Source organism: Flavobacterium sp. AJR (assembly GCF_002156885.1).
Classification (GTDB): domain Bacteria; phylum Bacteroidota; class Bacteroidia; order Flavobacteriales; family Flavobacteriaceae; genus Flavobacterium.
Genome location: NZ_NCWQ01000122.1, coordinates 1 through 18465, shown reverse-complemented (window position 1 = coordinate 18465; position 18465 = coordinate 1). Strand labels below are relative to the sequence as shown.

20 protein-coding genes and 1 tRNA gene are annotated in these 18465 nt (G+C 31.9%); 13 read left to right on the top strand and 8 right to left on the bottom strand.

The genetic code is table 11. From position 1 onward, the window contains the following. The 7 genes from B8T70_RS23990 to B8T70_RS21880 all read left to right on the top strand — a co-directional run. Positions 1 to 1417: hypothetical protein (locus B8T70_RS23990; protein WP_165763241.1), on the top strand; the 1417-nt coding region annotated here is incomplete at its 5' end. Between the two features lie 197 nt (positions 1418 to 1614). Continuing rightward, positions 1615 to 2502, top strand: coding sequence for a DMT family transporter (locus tag B8T70_RS21910; RefSeq protein WP_039116596.1), 888 nt, complete (start codon positions 1615 to 1617; stop codon positions 2500 to 2502). 354 nt (positions 2503 to 2856) lie between these two features. Continuing rightward, entirely contained in the window at positions 2857 to 3564 is a 708-nt protein-coding gene (locus tag B8T70_RS21905) for an HAD family hydrolase (RefSeq protein WP_039116599.1), read from the top strand. Then, positions 3564 to 4193: a chloramphenicol acetyltransferase gene (locus B8T70_RS21900; protein ID WP_086896228.1), complete on the top strand. Its 630-nt coding sequence runs from the start codon at positions 3564 to 3566 to the stop codon at positions 4191 to 4193. The genes B8T70_RS21905 and B8T70_RS21900 overlap by 1 nt, the downstream gene beginning before the upstream one ends. A 167-nt stretch (positions 4194 to 4360) precedes the next feature. Next, positions 4361 to 5497 carry an OmpA family protein gene (locus B8T70_RS21895; RefSeq protein ID WP_086896227.1) on the top strand — a complete coding sequence of 379 codons (1137 nt, stop codon included), beginning with the start codon at positions 4361 to 4363 and terminating at the stop codon, positions 5495 to 5497. A gap of 235 nt (positions 5498 to 5732) precedes the next feature. Beyond that, entirely contained in the window at positions 5733 to 6251 is a 519-nt protein-coding gene (locus tag B8T70_RS21890; protein ID WP_035620004.1) for a ferritin, read from the top strand. 368 nt (positions 6252 to 6619) lie between these two features. Next, a complete protein-coding gene (locus tag B8T70_RS21880; protein ID WP_086896226.1) occupies positions 6620 to 7108 on the top strand; it encodes a hypothetical protein in 489 nt (162 codons plus the stop codon). An 11-nt stretch (positions 7109 to 7119) separates the two neighbouring features. Here B8T70_RS21880 and B8T70_RS21875 read toward each other — a convergent pair whose 3' ends face one another. Then, positions 7120 to 7548 carry an SRPBCC domain-containing protein gene (locus tag B8T70_RS21875; protein ID WP_086896225.1) on the bottom strand — a complete coding sequence of 143 codons (429 nt, stop codon included), beginning with the start codon at positions 7546 to 7548 and terminating at the stop codon, positions 7120 to 7122. A gap of 203 nt (positions 7549 to 7751) precedes the next feature. Further along, positions 7752 to 7831: transfer RNA gene (locus B8T70_RS21870), tRNA-Leu, on the bottom strand. A gap of 226 nt (positions 7832 to 8057) precedes the next feature. On the opposite strand from B8T70_RS21870, the gene B8T70_RS21865 reads away from it, so the two are divergent. The 4 genes from B8T70_RS21865 to B8T70_RS21845 all read left to right on the top strand — a co-directional run bounded on the left by B8T70_RS21865 (position 8058) and on the right by B8T70_RS21845 (position 11553). Continuing rightward, positions 8058 to 8999: a ribose-phosphate pyrophosphokinase gene (locus B8T70_RS21865; RefSeq protein ID WP_039116638.1), complete on the top strand. Its 942-nt coding sequence runs from the start codon at positions 8058 to 8060 to the stop codon at positions 8997 to 8999. Between the two features lie 126 nt (positions 9000 to 9125). Further along, positions 9126 to 9737: a 50S ribosomal protein L25/general stress protein Ctc gene (locus tag B8T70_RS21860; RefSeq protein WP_039113422.1), complete on the top strand. Its 612-nt coding sequence runs from the start codon at positions 9126 to 9128 to the stop codon at positions 9735 to 9737. 440 nt (positions 9738 to 10177) lie between these two features. Further along, positions 10178 to 10804, top strand: coding sequence for an aminoacyl-tRNA hydrolase (gene pth / locus B8T70_RS21850; RefSeq protein ID WP_039117465.1), 627 nt, complete (start codon positions 10178 to 10180; stop codon positions 10802 to 10804). Positions 10805 to 10944: 140 nt separating this feature from the next. Further along, on the top strand, positions 10945 to 11553 hold the full coding sequence (locus B8T70_RS21845) for a superoxide dismutase (protein ID WP_086896224.1): 609 nt from the start codon (positions 10945 to 10947) through the stop codon (positions 11551 to 11553). A 516-nt stretch (positions 11554 to 12069) separates the two neighbouring features. Here the strand turns inward: B8T70_RS21845 and B8T70_RS21840 are convergent. The 4 genes from B8T70_RS21840 to B8T70_RS21825 all read right to left on the bottom strand — a co-directional run bounded on the left by B8T70_RS21840 (position 12070) and on the right by B8T70_RS21825 (position 16157). Further along, positions 12070 to 13968 (bottom strand): hypothetical protein, encoded by a 1899-nt coding sequence (locus tag B8T70_RS21840; protein ID WP_039113415.1) that lies wholly within the window; start codon positions 13966 to 13968, stop codon positions 12070 to 12072. A gap of 90 nt (positions 13969 to 14058) precedes the next feature. Further along, positions 14059 to 14982 carry a PfkB family carbohydrate kinase gene (locus tag B8T70_RS21835; protein WP_039113413.1) on the bottom strand — a complete coding sequence of 308 codons (924 nt, stop codon included), beginning with the start codon at positions 14980 to 14982 and terminating at the stop codon, positions 14059 to 14061. Between the two features lie 202 nt (positions 14983 to 15184). Next, positions 15185 to 15586, bottom strand: a complete 402-nt coding sequence (locus B8T70_RS21830; protein WP_086896223.1) for a hypothetical protein — start codon at positions 15584 to 15586, stop codon at positions 15185 to 15187. Beyond that, positions 15570 to 16157, bottom strand: coding sequence for an RNA polymerase sigma factor (locus B8T70_RS21825; protein ID WP_086896222.1), 588 nt, complete (start codon positions 16155 to 16157; stop codon positions 15570 to 15572). The genes B8T70_RS21830 and B8T70_RS21825 overlap by 17 nt, the downstream gene beginning before the upstream one ends. A gap of 128 nt (positions 16158 to 16285) precedes the next feature. Between B8T70_RS21825 and B8T70_RS21820 the strand changes: the two genes are divergently transcribed. Beyond that, positions 16286 to 16633, top strand: coding sequence for a DUF6249 domain-containing protein (locus tag B8T70_RS21820; RefSeq protein ID WP_086896221.1), 348 nt, complete (start codon positions 16286 to 16288; stop codon positions 16631 to 16633). A gap of 57 nt (positions 16634 to 16690) precedes the next feature. On the opposite strand, the gene rnhA is transcribed toward B8T70_RS21820, so the two are convergent. Further along, positions 16691 to 17173 carry a ribonuclease HI gene (gene rnhA / locus B8T70_RS21815; RefSeq protein ID WP_035620021.1) on the bottom strand — a complete coding sequence of 161 codons (483 nt, stop codon included), beginning with the start codon at positions 17171 to 17173 and terminating at the stop codon, positions 16691 to 16693. 256 nt (positions 17174 to 17429) lie between these two features. After that, a complete protein-coding gene (gene purN / locus B8T70_RS21810) occupies positions 17430 to 17996 on the bottom strand; it encodes a phosphoribosylglycinamide formyltransferase (protein WP_039113409.1) in 567 nt (188 codons plus the stop codon). Between the two features lie 175 nt (positions 17997 to 18171). Between purN and B8T70_RS21805 the strand changes: the two genes are divergently transcribed. After that, positions 18172 to 18408: an acyl carrier protein gene (locus tag B8T70_RS21805; RefSeq protein ID WP_007137004.1), complete on the top strand. Its 237-nt coding sequence runs from the start codon at positions 18172 to 18174 to the stop codon at positions 18406 to 18408. Positions 18409 to 18465 lie beyond the last annotated feature (57 nt).

Below are 18465 nucleotides of genomic sequence, written 5' to 3'. Positions count from 1 at the left end.
TACCTATTTGTTTTTAAATAGTTTGGCTTCTTTCTCGCAAGAAATCGTAAGCTCTACAACTGTTGATTTAAAGAAGAACCGTGATGTTTTTCAGACTATAAATGATGATAAAAAAGAAGTTACATTATTTGTTAGTGATAAAGTAAAGGTAAAAGCCATTCGTCTTAACGAAAAAATGCAAATTATAGACAGTATTTCTACTGAAAGACCAAACACTAAGATGTACTCTAATATGATTGGTAACAATATTAGTAATGATAATACAAGATTATTTTGGGCATCAAACGATTATGAAGATATTTTTACTCAATTGTATGACTTTAATAGTCGAAAAATAATAACGCAACAATATACCCTTCTTTTTAAAAATGAAAAGATTTTGCAAAAATTTAGTGGAAATGAAAATTTCTATATTTTAAGCGTTATCAAAAAAAGCAATAATTTCAAGCTTCATATTTTTGACAAAGATGGTAATCATAAAGAGCAAATAATCAATTTAGATGGATTTCGTTTTTTTAGATATGGCTATACCAGAACAGATTTATATGGCGTTTTTGAAGAAAACCTGCTTCCTTTTGAAATTCCTTTTACATTGCAAAATATCAATGTTAAAAATCCAACTTCTTTAACCGATGCTGCAAAAAAGAGAAAATGCTATTTTGATAATAAACAAATCGTAATAACTCTTGATGCTAATATCGACTATACTCAAGTTATTCGTATTGATTTAGATCGTTTTATTGCTACTGAAAGAATGGTGAAAAAACATTCAATAGGTGTGAATGAGCGCTATTTTCTGAATTCTAACTCATTCTTTTTTGACAATAAACTATATCAGGTAAAAACCTCTTCTGAATTGTTTTATTTTACAATAAAAGATTTAGACGATAATATAATAAAAGAATACTTCGCCAATACAGCTAATCCGATCGACTTTAAAAATTCTGAAATTTATCAGGAAGGTGGAGCTTTTGGAGGAAAAAGAACTCTGGATAACAGCTCTCAATTTATACGAAAAATAAACAATTTAAACACTGCTATTTCTTGTTACCATATGGGAGAAAGCACTTTGATAACATTTGGAGGCGTCTCTGCAGGACAGCAATCTGGCGGTCAAGCGGCAATGAATCAATTTGGACTTATTGGTGCAATAGCTGGAGCTGTGTTTTTTAGCCCAACAATGGAAAGCTTTAATTCCTATTCTAACAAAAAAGTAGTTAAACTTGAAAGTTTATTTGACAATGAAGGAAATCACATAAAAGGAGATTTACAACCGTTAGCATTTGATAAGATTCGAACTTTTTTTGATGACAATAATGATGTATCCTCACAAACACTATTTAAAACTGACTCTTATTATTTGGGCTATTATGATAATAAGACTAAAGAATATATTATAAGAAAATTTGTAGACTAAAATCTATCTCTGTTCTTACTTTTTAATTTCGAATACTAACCGCGTGAATCTATTAATTGATTCACGCGTTTTTTACTTTTAAACACATCGCAAATAATTTTAATTTGCTGTATTTTTGCCCAAAAAAAACACTTCCCGAAAGGCATAATTTAAAAGCTTAATTAAGTATATTGTACTAAGCTTGAAAAACTTTAAAAATGAAAATTACAAAACCAAGATTAGCATTAATCTGTGGAATACTCTGCATATCTATTTTCCCTATATTGGTTAAATTGAAACTAGCACCTGGATTAATTTCGGCTTTTTATCGCATGACGTTTGCTATAATATTGCTTTTACCTTATGTGCTTATCACTAAAAGTTTTAAACTTCCAAAAACGAAATTCGTGCTTTTAGCTGCACTTTGTGGCGTATTATTCTCGTCTGATGTTGCTGTTTGGAATATTGCCATACAGGAATCGAGTGCTACGCAAGCTTCATTGCTTACCAATTTATCCCCGCTTTGGGTTGGGATTGGTTCTTTTTTCTTTTTGAAAGTAAGACCAGCAACTAATTTCTGGATTGGAACTGTTGTAGCATTATTTGGAATGATTACTTTAGTTGGTTTTAGTTTTTTCCTGGAATTGAATTTTGATCAGGCTTTTCTGTTAGCTGTTTTATCAGGGATTTTATATTCGATTTATCTTTTGGTGAGCAAAAATGTCCTTACAGAAGTTGATGTTTTATCGTTTATGACTATTAGTTTATTGACTTCAAGTCTTTATTTGGGGATTCTTTGCTATGCTTTAAACGAACCTTTTACTGGATTTTCAAATACCGGATGGTTTGTATTAGTGCTTCAGGCTGTAATTTGTCAGTTGTGCGCTTGGCTTTCTATAAGTTATGCTACTCAACATATGCGAGCTACAAGAGTTTCTCTAAGTTTATTAAGTCAGGCGGTACTAACTTCGATATTGGCTTGGTTATTCTTAGAAGAAAAAATAACTTTACAGATGATTTTCGGTGGAATTATTTTGTTATTCGGAATTCGGATTACGTTTTACGATAAAACTATATCAATTAAGAAACTGCTCTCTAAGAATTAGAATTGGGATGCGAAAGTAGAACGCGGATTAAACAGATTCGCTAAAGCGAAAACACGAATAAAAACGGATTTTTTAATTTTTAACAGAAAAGTTTCTCGCAGATTTGGCAGATTGAGCAGATTATTTTTTAATTCTTTGAAATCCATTTAATCTGTGGCAAAAAAATAGAACGCGGATGTCGCAGATTTGCTAAAGCGAAAACGCAGATAAAAACGGATTTTTTAATTTTTAACGATAAAGTTTCTCGCAGATTTGGCAGATTGAGCAGATTATTTTTTAATTTTTTAAAATCCATTTAATCTGTGGCAAAAGAATTTAAACGAAGAAAACTTCAACCTTTAAACAAAATTTTAAATGTTACATAAAGACAAAATATCAAAACTTAAAGTAATCGCATTTGATGCCGATGATACTTTATTTGTAAATGAACCTTATTTTCAGGAAACAGAACAAAAGTTTTGTGTGTTGATGGAAGATTATCTTTCGCATCAAGGTTTATCACAGGAATTATTTAAAACCGAAATTCAGAATCTATCTTTATATGGTTACGGAATTAAAGGATATATTCTTTCAATGATTGAAGCAGCAATACAAATTTCGAATAATACGATTTCTATCGAGGTTATTGGAAAAATCATTGAATACGGAAAAGAATTGCTCGAGAAACCAATCGATTTGCTAGATGGTGTTGAAGAAACCCTAAAAGCGCTTCATGGCAAGTACAAACTTGTTGTTGCTACAAAAGGTGACTTAAAAGATCAACATAGTAAATTACATCGTTCTGGTTTGGGGCACTATTTTCACCATATCGAAGTAATGTCAGACAAGCAAGAAATTGATTATGAAAAACTATTAAAGCGTTTGGATATTAAAGCTGATGAATTCTTAATGATTGGAAATTCATTAAAATCGGATGTTTTACCTGTTTTAGGAATTGGAGGATATGCGGTACATATTCCGTTTCATACAACTTGGGAACATGAGAAGATTAGTCATAAAGTAGAACACGAAAACTTCTTCGCTTTTGAAAAAATAACCGACGTAGTAAATAAATTAATATAATGAAAACCCTTTTGGATCTGGAAACTTGGAACAGAAAAGAACATTTTCTGTTTTTCAAGCAAATGGATGAGCCCTTTTTTGGAGTAACTGTCGAGATTGATTGTACGATTGCTTACACGAATGCGAAGAAACTAAATTCTTCTTTTTTTATTTATTATCTGCATAAAACATTAGTTGCTATAAATGCAATTGAACCTTTTAAGTATCGTATTGTCGAAGATCAGGTTTATATACACGATAGCATTAATGGTTCAGCAACAATTGGTCGTGAAGATGGTACTTTTGGATTCTCTTTAATTGAGTATAATCCAGATTTTAAAATCTTTGAGCAAATTGCATTATCTGAAATCGAGCGTATACAAAATACAACGGGACTTTTTACCCGAACATTTAGTGAGGATAATCTCATTCATTTTTCGGCAATTCCCTGGATCAATTTCACTTCTCTATCTCATGCCAGAAGTTATACTTTTCCAGATAGTTGCCCAAAAGTTTCCTTTGGAAAAATGATGATTTCTGAAACCGGAAAAAGAACTATTTCTATGTCTATTCATGTACATCATGGCTTAATGGATGCCTTACATGTAGGACAGTTTATAGATTATTTTCAAGAATTAATGAACACATAATCGAATAAAATCACCATAACATCTAAAAGTCAGCCACATAGCTGACTTTTTTTATTAAATTACAGATTCTTGTTTTTGTCTTATCTTATTACTTTTATACCTTCTTTAGGATACGGAATTTTCTGATAATTTTGTTTGTTTGGACAAATTTAAAATTCCAAATTAAAATGAAAAAAATTACAATCATTCTGGCTTTTGCAATAGGTGCATCAAACTTACATGCACAGACAAAAACAGAAAAAACAACTGAAAATAATTACAATAAATGGTCTATAGAATTTGATGGTGGTTTTAACAAACCACAACGTCCTTTTGTTGATGGTTATCACACTTCTACAATAAGCCCATTTACTGTTAATTTAGGAGCTCGATACATGTTTAATAACAAATTTGGTTTAAAAGCCGATTTGGGATATAACAGTTTTGAAGATAGTAAAAACTCTCTAGACTTTAGTTCTAAATATTACAGATTCGGTTTACAAGGTGTTGCAAACTTAGGTAGAATCATGAATTTTGAATCATGGACTAATACAATTGGTTTATTAGGACACGTAGGTGCTGGCGTAGGTCGATTTGAAAGTGACAAGTCTGTTGATCAAGACTGGGTAGGCAACTTTATGGCTGGTATTACTGGGCAAATTAAATTATCTAACAGACTTGCTTTAACTGGTGATTTCACTACTTTTCTTTTGGCTGAACAAGATGCTACATTTGATGGTACAAGAAACAGAAATATGAGAGGTTTTTCTGGACTTCTTTTTACTGGTACAGTAGGTTTAAACATTTACTTAGGTAAAAACGAAAAACATGCTGACTGGGTTGTACTTGCTCAAGATGCTGATGTTTCTGCATTAGAAAGCAAATTAGCTGATCTTCAAACTCAAGTAAATAAAATTCCTGAGAAACAAGTAATTGTAGAAAAAGCAGTAATTGCTCCAATAGCACCTGAAAAAGATCTTGTTAAAGAAATGATCAACGATAAATATTACAGTGTTTATTTTGATTTTAACAAATCGACTCCAATAGAAAATTCTACTGCAGCTATTGATGTTGTTTTAACTTATTTAAGAAAAAATCCATCAACTACTCTTGATATTATTGGTTATGCTGATCAAGTTGGTAAATCAGATTATAACGATAAATTATCAAACTTAAGAGCTAATAACGTAAAAACTATTTTTGAAAAAGCTGGTATTTCATCTTCAAGATTAAATGTAGTTGGTAAAGGTGCTGATACATCTATCGAGAAAAACTCAGAAGAAGCTAGAAGATTGGCAAGAAGAGTTACTTTCCAAGTGAAATAAATTCTTTTTAATAAACTCTCAAGCCCTAAAAGACAAATCTTTTAGGGCTTTTTTTATGCCTCAAAAATTTTATTTAATCATGATGCACTATCTATCTTACTATAGTTGTATAAGACTCATTATGAGTAATAAAGAAACGATGTTGTATTTAGTCTGAATCTGAATTGTTTCTAATAAAGATTAAGGTTTCCTTGGATTGCTTAATTTTTTTTAACTTTACAAAAAACTCACGATTATGTTATCAAAAAATATAGAAACAGCGCTAAACAAGCAAATTCGCATAGAAGCAGAATCTTCTCAAACTTACTTATCTATGGCTTGTTGGGCAGAAGCTCACGGACTGGAAGGAATTGCAGAATTTATGTATACACAATCTGACGAAGAGCGTGCACATATGCTAAAACTAGTTCGTTATGTTAACGAGCGTGGAGGAGCAACTACAATTACCGACCTTAAAGCACCTAAGACTAGTTACGCTACTTTTAAAGAAATGTTTGAAGAATTATACAAACATGAATTATTTGTTTCGGAATCTATCAACGAATTAGTACATATTACTTTCTCTGAGAAAGATTATGCTACTCATAACTTCTTACAATGGTACGTTTCTGAACAAATTGAAGAAGAAGCTACTGCAAAATCTATCTTAGATAAAATTAACTTAATTGGCGATGATAAAGGTGGTTTATACTTATTCGACCGTGACATCAAGCAACTAACTGTTACAAGTTCTATTGCAATTAATCCAAAATAGTTAAAGTTTATTTAGAATATATAAAAATAACTTATATTTGCATCAGTTTTTTAATTCACAGGAAAATTGGGCAAGAAAGATAAGGTTAAAGACAAGGACAAAAAAAAGGATAAAAAGAAAAAGAAGAAAAAAGATATCCTTGATAAAATTAAACGTGCTGAAAATTGCAAGTCGAGTTGTTGCGAAAAATACAAAAAAAGCGAGAACAAGCGTTGTAGTCGTTGCCCAATGTTTGATTTAATCAAAAAAGTTGCTTAACACTATTTTATAGATATATAAAATGCTCTCTTAATCGAGGGCATTTTTTTTATAACAAATTTCGTTTCCCCAGATAATTATTAGCCGATACAATTAACTCAATATTCCTTATGAGAAACAAACATATACATTTTATAGAACGACTAGATTTTTTTATCACACTAATAAGTCTAGGTTTATTAATTGTTTCCGGAATATTTATCCGCATCTTCGGATCTGAAATGTTTAATTATAACAAAGTATATTACCCTATTCTTATACCATTATTAATTTCATGTTTATTCTTTTTTCTAGCATTGTATAGCTTCATAAAAGCATATAAAAGAGCAATTATTTTTATAAATGAAATTCAAATAAACAACAAAAGCATAATCCTTAAAGGCTTAAGATATAATACAACTTGGGAGAAAACACTCGTGATTAAGAATATCGATATTAGTTTGAAAGAACAAGCAAACAGAAGACCGTATGTCTATTATTTAGAATTCATCGATGAAGATGACGCCAGATACTCTATCAATACCTCTTTCTATTGGAGTTATCCAGAAATATTAGCTATATATAAAGACATTAAAACTGCTGAAAATAAAAATCGGTAATAATATAAATTCTAAAACTTCCTTTTTTGATAAGGTGTTCCTTCACCATCTTCGCAGTAACTTTTTAGACTTAACAAAAACATCGCCCAATTATAATTACACCATTGGTAAAATTCGGTCAGTTCGCGCCAATCAAAATGTTTAAGAACAACCGATGTTACTCCATTTTTTTCAGTTAAGTCAAATGAAATCTTCGTCCCGACCCACTCCGGATCTGACGCTACACATTCCCATAGTATTCTTTGGTTTTGAACCAATTCTAACACTTTCATTTTTGTGTTATCATTATCTCCAAAATCAAACTCATTGATAAAACCCAATTCTGGCTTAACAATTAATTCTTCTGTCCAGACAGCACCAAGACCATCTTGTGTTGTTAATGCTTTATAAACATCCGCAATGGGTGATTTGATATAATTGATGTGCTCGATTTTTTCCATTTTAATAACTAGTTATATTTTGCAAATACAAAGTTAAAAAGTTTTGTATATCTCTGACAAAGAACCTATTTAAAATAAAATTGGATTTAAGCAGGGCAAATTAAATCTATAATATGGACTTTAAAAAACTCGAAAAAGATGAAATTAGCTTTATCAAAAACAGTCTAAAACCAAAAAAACCTCTTCTTTCGAAGAGGTTTTTGTACCCGGAGCCGGAGTCGAACCGGCACGGTTTCCCACAGGTGTTTGAGACCAGCGCGTCTACCAATTCCGCCATCCGGGCTTAGCAGACGAAAAAATAATTAATAAATCAATTATTTTAACGCAATAGAACAGTTTTTATCGTTATAATAAACCCTTGTTCCTTTAACACGGTGCAAATTTATAAAAATATTTTACATTTTCTAACAAAATACTTAAAATTTTCCTTTCAGTGTTCAATAAATTTTATAAATTTGCACCTCGTTAAAACGACGCACACACAACTAACTACAAAACAACAAATTATAATGTCGCACCTAGAACCAGAAGCTAAAATTTTTGCGTGTTCAAAAAGTGTTTATCTTGCCGAAAAAATTGCAAAACAATACGGGATACCGTTAGGTAAGGTTACAATGTCAACTTATAGCGATGGCGAATTTCAGCCATCATATGAAGAGTCTATCAGAGGGTTACGTGTATTTATTGTTTGTTCGACATTTCCAACAGCAGATAATTTGATGGAATTGTTACTTATGATTGATGCAGCAAAACGTGCATCAGCCAGACATATTACAGCTGTAATACCATATTTTGGTTGGGCTAGACAAGATAGAAAAGACAAACCAAGAGTACCGATTGGAGCTAAATTAGTAGCCAATCTATTAGATGCTGCAGGAGCAACAAGAATTATGACGATGGATTTGCATGCAGATCAAATTCAAGGATTCTTCGAGAAACCAGTAGATCATCTTTTTGCTTCAACAATCTTTTTACCATACGTAGAAAGTTTAGGTTTGGAAAATTTAACAATCGCTTCTCCAGATATGGGAGGTTCAAAAAGAGCTTATGCTTATTCTAAATTTTTAGAATCAGATGTAGTGATTTGTTACAAACAAAGAAAAGTTGCTAATATTATCGACACCATGGAATTAATTGGTGAAGTAAAAGGCAGAAACGTAATATTGGTAGACGACATGATCGATACCGGTGGTACATTAGCAAAAGCAGCCGATTTAATGATCGAAAAAGGAGCATTGAGCGTTAGAGCTATTTGTACTCATGCTATTCTTTCTGGGGATGCCTATGAGAAAATAGAGAATTCTAAATTAAGCGAGTTAATCGTAACCGATTCAATCCCGCTAAAAAAGGAATCAAAGAAAATAAGAGTGTTGAGTTGTGCACCTCTTTTTGCTGAAGTTATGCACATGGTGCACCACAACAATTCCATTAGTGGAAAATTTATAATGTAAAAATGCAATATGCTTTAGGCTTTAAACCGTAAGCTATTTCACGATTACAAAAAAAAAGCTTATAAAGCCTGGCGCCTAAAGCTTATAACAATTTGAATATTTATTAATAACTATATTTTTTTTACAATGAAATCGATTACAATTAAAGGATCAGAAAGAGAAAGCGTGGGTAAAGTGTCAACTAAAGCCTTACGTAATGCTGGATTGGTTCCTTGCGTATTATACGGAGGAAATCAGGCAGTTCATTTCTCAGCAGAAGTTATGGCATTTAAAAACTTGGTTTACACTCCAAACGCACACACAGTTGTGATTGAGCTTGGAAAAGGAAAATCATTCAATGCAATTTTACAAGACATTCAAGTTCACCCAGTATCTGACAAAATCTTACACATTGACTTCTTTCAATTATTTGATGACAAAGAAATCACTATGGAAGTTCCAGTAAAAGTTGTTGGTACATCTAAAGGTGTTCTTGGTGGAGGTGTTTTACGTTTAAACACTCGTAAACTTAAAGTAAAAGCATTACCTAAAAACCTTCCGGATTTTGTTGAAGCAGACATTACTCCACTTGAAATGGGTAACAAATTATACGTTACTAAAGTTGGTGCACCAGAATACAAAATTATGCACCCAGACAACACAGTTGTTTGTCAAGTAAGAATTTCTCGTGCTGCTATGAAAGCTGCTCAAGAAGCTGCAAAAGCTGCAAAAGCTCCAGCAAAAGGAAAGAAAAAATAATTTTTTTTCAAACTATTACAAAAAAACATCAGTTGCAAAACTGGTGTTTTTTTTTGCCTTTTATTTTCCAGGAGCAGAAATTTCTCGATTTCAAACAACCTAGACCTCCTGCTATTCGCTATATCTTTTATTTTAAAAGAAAATAAAAGGATGCCGCTACTATCAGGGCTAACAATTACGCTTGGTTTTTCAAATGTTAAAAAAAACGCGAAGATCCTGAGGTTCTGACTAAAAACACCAAAATCTACATTCCCTTTTTCCTCTTGCGACCTCTGCGTTAATTTTAACACACTTTGTGGTTAAAATCATTCGTTTAAATCTGCACCCCTTCCCTTTAGCACTCTTTGTGCTACAAACCCACAAAAAAGGAAGCTATCTAATTATCATATTTTCTAATTAAGCAATTGCCCGATTGTCTAATTAACCGTACTTTTGCATTTATGATAAAATGGATAACAAACCTGTTTTCATCAACAAAAACAGAAGAGAAATCAGATTATATGAAGAAATTTTTAATCGTAGGATTAGGCAACATTGGCGCAGAATACGTAAACACAAGACATAACATAGGCTTTAAAATAGTCGACTTTTTAGCACGAAAAGAAAGCATCTCTTTCGAAACCGTAAAACTAGGTTCACTTGCCGAATATAAATTTAAAGGAAGAACATTTTTGCTTTTAAAACCAAATACTTACATGAACCTAAGCGGGAAAGCTGTAAAGTATTGGATGGATAAAGAAAATATTCCGTTAGAAAATATTATGGTAATTACCGATGACCTTAACCTTTCATTCGGAACAATTCGTATTAAACCAAAAGGAAGTGATGGAGGTCATAACGGACTTAAGAATATTAACTTGGTTTTAAACACGCAACAATATACCCGTTTTAGATTTGGGATAAGCGACGAGTTTAAAAAAGGTCAACAAGTAGATTATGTATTAGGCGAATGGGATGAAACCGAAAAAGCAAAACTACCTGAACGTCTTGAAATAGCATCCGAAATAATCAAATCCTTCGGAACTGCTGGTCTCGAAAATACAATGACAACTTATAACGGGAAGTAAGAAACCCCGAAAACATAAGTGCCAAAAAATCAGATTATCAATTAATTTAATTTGATTATAGTCAAATAGTATTTTCTATTCCAAACTTAAATGTATAAATTTGGATTAAATTTAATTATAAATCGTAAAACAATAATATTATGGCTTTCGAATTACCACAATTACCTTATGCGTATGACGCATTAGAACCACATATTGATGCTTGTACAATGGAAATCCACCATACAAAACATCACAATGCTTACACAACAAATCTTAATGCAGCAATTGCAGGAACAGATTTAGAAGGAAAAACAATCGAGAACATCCTAATCAATTTAGATAAAAAAAACGCTGCAGTTCGTAACAACGGTGGTGGATACTACAATCACAATTTATTCTGGACAGTAATGTCACCAAACGGAGGCGGATTACCTACAGGAGATTTATTAGCAGCTATCGAAGCTTCTTTTGGAACTTTTGAAGAGTTTAAAGCTAAGTTTGCTAAAGCTGGTGCAACACAATTCGGTTCTGGATGGGCTTGGTTATGTGTACTTAAAGGAGGAAAGTTAGACGTTTGTGGAACACCAAACCAAGACAATCCATTAATGCCAGAAGTAGGTTGCGAAGGAACTCCAATTTTAGGAATGGATGTTTGGGAGCATGCTTACTATTTAAATTACCAAAACAGAAGACCTGATTATATCGAAGCTTTTTTCAGTGTAATTAACTGGACTGAAGTTGCTAGAAGATTTGCTTTAGATAAATAGTCGAAAATAGAGCAAAGAGTAAAGAAAAAAGACGGATGACTTAAATGTTGTCCGTCTTTTTTTATGTCTAATTTTTTAAATTCTCTTTGTCTTAAATCTGCAATCTTTTTTCTATGTTCTTTATTCTTTTCTCTACTTAATAAAAAATAAAAAAGGTGGAATCTCTTCCACCTTTTTTGCCCCAAATCTACCATAAACTTAACCTACTAATGTTATGGTTCTTCAAATGTATGTCGACATTGTAGCTATACCAAATATTCCTGTTGAACTACAAATAAAATCGATGATTAGACTTATTTCATCATTAGAAGACCTTTTTAAGTCCTTCTCCTTGACTTGATTCCAATAAAAAAGGTGGAATTGCTTCCACCCTTTTTGCCCCAAATCTACCATAAACTTAACCTACTAATGTTATGGTCTTTCAAAAGTATGTTAGCAGTGCATTTTTACCAAACAATCAAGATAAACGGCAAAAAAAACCGATGAAATGCACTTTTTAACCTTTTGTTATGCTTTTTAATACGCTCTAGCGTCTTTTCCTTCGTAAAAATTCATGAAAGCGCGGTTTACCACTCTATTTCCTCCCGGAGTAGGATAATCTCCTGTAAAATACCAGTCTCCTAGATTTTTAGGACAAGCAATATGTAAATCCTCTACGGTTTGGAAAATAATTTTTACTTCGGCTTTTATTTCTGGTGAACTCAACATTTCAGCAATTTTATCTGAAACCTCTTGTGGTTCAAATGGATCGTAAATTGCTGTAACATAATTTACAACATCACTATCCAAATAATTTTCTTGTGCTTTACATTTAGCATATACTTCATCTACAATATGATATAGATTACGCTCTTTTAATAATTCTAATGCTGCTCTAAAAGCTACCAATCCTTCTAGTTTTGCCATGTCGATTCCATAACAATCAGGGAAACGAATTTGTGGTGCCGATGATACTATAACAATTCGTTTAGGATTTAAACGATCCATCATTTTTATGATGCTCATTTTAAGCGTAGTTCCACGAACAATACTATCATCAATAATCACTAAATTATCCGTTGGCTTTATTACACCATATGTTACATCATATACGTGAGCCACAAGATCATCACGGCTACTATCTTCTGTAATAAAGGTTCTTAATTTAGCATCTTTAATAGCTACTTTCTCTGTACGTATTTTTACAGCAAGTAATTCTTGCAACGTTTCGGCAGTAAGCGTATTTCTATTAGCTATTATATAATTGTTTTTTCTCTGATTTAAGAAATCCTGCGCCGCTTCAACCAAACCATAAAAAGAGGTTTCAGCTGTATTCGGGATATAAGAGAAAACTGTATTATCTGTATCACTATCAATTGCATTTAAAACTGCAGGCAAAATTAATCTACCTAAGTTTTTACGTTCTTGATATATTTCAGCATCGCTACCTCTTGAAAAGTAGATTCTTTCAAACGAACATGCTTTTTTAACTGTTGGTGTTAAAATTTCTTCCATAGAAACTTTACCACTTTTCTTAATGATTAATGCATTTCCCGGTTCAATTTCCTGAACGCTTTCAAAAGGAACATTAAAAACTGTTTGAATAACTGGTCTTTCTGAAGCTACAACTACTACTTCATCATCTTGGTAAAAATAAGCAGGACGAATTCCAGCTGGATCTCTAAAAACAAAAGCATCACCATGACCTAATAAACCAGCCATTGCATATCCTCCATCTAAATTTTTAGCTGAACGCATTAATATTTTTCCAATATCCAATCGGTCTGCAATTACTGGAGAAGCTTCTCTTTTAGAATATCCTTCTTGTTTACAATCCTGATATAAAGACATTACTTCTTTATCAAGAAAGTGACCAATTTTCTCCATCACTGTAACTGTATCCGCCATTTCTTTAGGATGTTGTCCAAGCTCTACTAAATTTTCGAAAAGTTCTTTAACATTTGTCATGTTAAAGTTACCCGCCAAAATAAGATTACGATGCATCCAGTTACTCTGACGTAAAAATGGATGTACACTTTCGATACTATTTTTACCAAAAGTTCCGTAACGAACGTGTCCTAAAAATAACTCTCCTATATATGGAATATTTTCTTTTTGTTTTGCAACATCATTTGCGTATTCAGGATGCAAAGTCATCTCTTCATTAATACGCTCATTTATTTGTTTAAAAACATCTTGTATTGGTTGTGCGTGATTAGAACGAACTCTACTTATGTATCGTTGTCCTGGTTCAACATCTAATTTGATGCTTGAAAAACCAGCACCATCTTGTCCACGGTTATGCTGTTTCTCCATCATAAGATACATTTTTTGTACCCCATAAAAAGCTGTTCCGTATTTTTCTTTGTAATATTCAAGCGGTTTAAGAAGTCTAACCAAAGCTATACCACATTCGTGTTTTAAAGCGTCGCTCATTGTATTTGTGTTTGTGTGTTGTTGTTGTAGTTTGTACTATTCTTTGTAATAACAAAATCAAAAAAGCCCCGTGAACGAGGCTTTAATTCTTTATAGTTCTATGTCAAACTGAGTTAGCGACTTAAATTGTTTTAATCTCGCAACTACTTCGTTTTTATCTAAGGCAACCATTCTTTCTGTCCCAAATTTCTCTACACAAAATGAAGCTAAATTTGATCCATAAATTACTGCATTTTTCATGTTCTTAAATGAAACATTTTCACTCTGTGCAATAAACCCTGCAAAACCTCCTGCAAAAGTATCTCCAGCTCCAGTTGGATCGAAAACATCTTCTAAAGGTAATGCTGGTGCAAAAAACACTTCTTTATCATGAAATAATAATGCTCCGTGTTCTCCTTTCTTGATTACCACATATTTTGGTCCAAGAGTATGAATCTTTGCAGCCGCTTTAACTAATGAATATTCACCAGAAAGTTGTCTTGCTTCTTCATCATTAATTGTAATTACATCAACACGTTTTATAACGTCTAGTAATTCTGGTAAAGCGCAATCCATCCAAAAGTTCATCGTATCCAAAACTACTAATTTTGGTTTTGATTCCATTTGATCTAAAACACTGCTTTGTACAAGAGGATGTAAATTACCTAACATTACAACATCAGCATCTTTGAAGCTTTGTGGAACTTTAGGCTGAAAATCTGCCAATACATTAAGCTCTGTCGCTAATGTATCTCTTGAGTTCAAATCGTTATGGTAAAGTCCGCTCCAAAAGAAAGTTTTCCCACCTTTTACGATTTCAAGTCCAGAAATATCAATATTTCTTGAAGTTAATAAATCTAAATGTTCTTGAGGAAAATCATCTCCAACTACAGAAACAATAGCCGATTGTAGGTTGAAAAACGATGCCGACAAACCAATATATGTCGCTGCACCACCTAATATTTTATCTGTTTTCCCAAAAGGGGTTTCAATAGCATCGAAAGCAACTGTTCCGACAATCAGTAATTTATTCATTTTATGAATTTCGAATTAAGGTGCAAAGATACTTTATAAGTTTCAGAGTTGCAACGATTGATCGTATCAAAATTTTCATAAAAAACGAAACTCAATAAATCAACCAAATACACTAAAAACCAAATACTTACACCTTACAAATACTGGATTATTTCTTACATTTATAAGAATAAATAAATCAGAAAAACCTAAAAAACACGATTTAGAATCTATATCTTTTATCGTAATAATTCTTCAATACTGGTATCTGAATCAAGGCCATTAAAGCTACAATTAAAACTGCATAAGATGTGTTTTTTGAAAACTGAAACAAAGGAGTAATATTATCAATTTTAGAATAAAGCAAATCACTTACAACCAAATCGTTTTGTTTCGTTTCGTTCCCACCAAAAATCACATACCCAACAAAAGCAATTAAGCATACCAGAATCACAAACCAAACAGATTTTGAAATTAGTGGTTTATACACAATGGCTTTACTTTTCTCTGCAATTAAAATTTGTGACATGATCTTTGAAGTAAAATCAGCTGAAGGCTTTTGCAAAACACTTTCTGCCATAACTTTGTCTACTAAATTTTCGTAATATTCATCGCTCTCTTTCATAATAATCTAATATTTCAGGTTCTAATTGCTCTTTTAAAATAACTGCTAATTTTTTTCTACTCCGGAATAACTTCACTTTGACATTACTGACACTAATATCCATGATTTTAGCTATTTCATTTAAATTCTGATCGTCAAAATAGAAAAGTGTCAATAGAAAACTTTCTTCACTTGGCAACAAATTTAAACAATTCTGGATATCTTGCTTCCGTTCTTGATTTTCCAAAATACTTAAAGCGTTATCTGTAGTTTTAATCAAATATCCTTTAAGCTCATCGATAACAACGTGGTTTTCGTCTTTCTTATTCTTCTTCAAATAATCCAAACATGTGTTATAGGCTATTTTATAAATCCAGGTCGAAAACTTAGAATCTCCTTTAAACTTATTCAAGGAATTAAAAATCTTAATAAAGGTATCCTGAGAAACTTCCTCGGCTATTTCTCTATTTTTTACCATCTTTATAGCCATAGTAAAGATCATGTCTTTATAACGATCAACTAATACTGCAAACATATTAGTTTCCCCTAAAAGAACCTGATTGATATAATACTGATCATTTACTTTATCCATATTCCATATGACGACAACAAACTCATTAAGGTTACAACTAAGTTAAAATATTTTTTTTGACAAAATCTGTAACCTCAGTTAAACTTATCTCGTCATATGGAATATCAATCAATTAAATTATAAAAATTATGGGACCACAAATTTTAGTGCCAATTAGCCTTTTCTTAATGATATTCGGAATTGTCTATCTTATTTATTCAACCAGAAACAGAGAACGATTAGCTCTCATAGAAAAAGGTGTCGATGCCAGTATTTTCATGAAAGGGAAAAACAATAATACACCAATATGGAAAGTCCTTATTTTAAATTTTGCCTTTTTATTAATAGGAAGCGGAATTGGAATTTTCATTGCCTTGCTAATTACAACGTACACTTCTTTGCAAGATGGTGCAGTTTATCCATCTACAATTTTTACCATGGCGGGAATTGGATTACTTGTAGGTTTCAATAAATCTAAAGATTTAGACAAAGAATAAAACAATACAATTACTTTAAAAAAAACGTGTCAGGAAAATGTTTCCCTGACACGTTTTTTATGCTTCTTTAGATCCTATATTTTCATAATAAGCATCTATAGAAAGTTGCTTTTGCATGGAAGCCATAACTGCCAATTCATCACAACGCTCATTTTGAGGATGATTATTATGCCCTTTTATCCATTTAAAATCAACTTGGTGTTTTCTATAAATAACCAAAAAACGTTTCCATAAGTCAGGATTTTTTCTCCCAACAAACTTTTTCTTTTCCCAACCAAAAACCCATTTTTTTAAAACAGAATCAACCACATATTTTGAATCTGAAATAACAAGAACTTTCATATTTGGTTTTTTAAGTTTCTCTAAACCTACTATTACTGCCAAAAGTTCCATCCTGTTATTTGTAGTAAGACGGAATCCTTCATAATATTCCTTTTTATGTGGTGTTCCAACCAATTCCATAACTACTCCATATCCCCCGTTACCAGGATTCCCCTTAGCTGCGCCATCTGTATATATATGTACTTCGTGTTGATTCATTTTAGACTGCTTAGATTATTAGATTTTAGACTACTTAGAATCTAGACTTACTTAGACTTCTTAGATTGTTAGACTACTTACACAGTAGACTTGCTTCGCTTTTAGACTTCTTAGACTGTTCGATTATTGGATCATTAAACAATTAGCTTCATTTATGATAACTTAAAAATTCATAACAAAACATCAATTCAATTCTTTTTTTTAAATCTAGAATAAAATTTATGATTCCAATTAAAAGTCTAAAAATCTAAGAAGTCTAAGCCAGTCTAATTAATCTATCAATCACTTCTGGAAAGTGTTTTTGCTCTAATTCATGGATTTTAGCGGCCACATCTTCTGCTGTATCCGTATCAATCAAAGCTACTTTTTCCTGAAAGATAATCGCTCCTTCATCATAATTCTCATTTACATAATGAATACTTATTCCTGTCTCTTTTTCCTTATTTTCGACTATTGCTCTGTGAATGTGCATTCCATACATTCCTTTCCCTCCATAATTAGGTAATAATGCAGGATGAATGTTAATTATTTTATTAGGATATGCCTCGATAATGTTTTTTGGGAATTGAAGTAAGAATCCAGCCAAAACGATCAAATCTGGATCAATTAATTTTACTTTTTGTAGTACATTACCGTCAATTAATTCGGTTTTGGTGAAAATTTGGGCCTCAACTTGGTAGTTTTTGGCTCTTTCAATTACTTTCGCATTAGCGTTATTGGTAAACACAGAAACCACATTTGCAATTTGTGTTTCAGCGAAATATTTTATTATGTTTTCGGCGTTACTCCCTGAACCTGAAGCAAAAACAATAATTTTTTTCATACTCGAATTGATTTATTTTTTGCAAAAAACGGAATAAAAAACCAAAATAAATAACATTCGAACCCCTTTGTTGAAATTAATTTTATAAATTAGTGTTACATTTATTAACTAAATCGTGGTTTTAAAATAAAGTTTTTTATTTTTGCCAACAAATTAAATTCTAAAATTAAAGATTATGTCAGACATTGCATCAAGAGTAAAAGCGATTATCGTAGACAAATTAGGTGTTGACGAAAACGAAGTTGTAACAGAAGCAAGCTTCACTAATGATTTAGGAGCTGACTCATTAGACACTGTTGAGCTTATTATGGAATTCGAAAAAGAATTTGATATCCAAATTCCAGACGATCAAGCAGAAAACATTGCTACTGTAGGTCAAGCTATTTCTTATATCGAAGAAGCTAAAAAATAATAAATTCCCACCCGACTCTTAAAAATTACAAAAATCAAAAGTCAAATTCCAAGATTG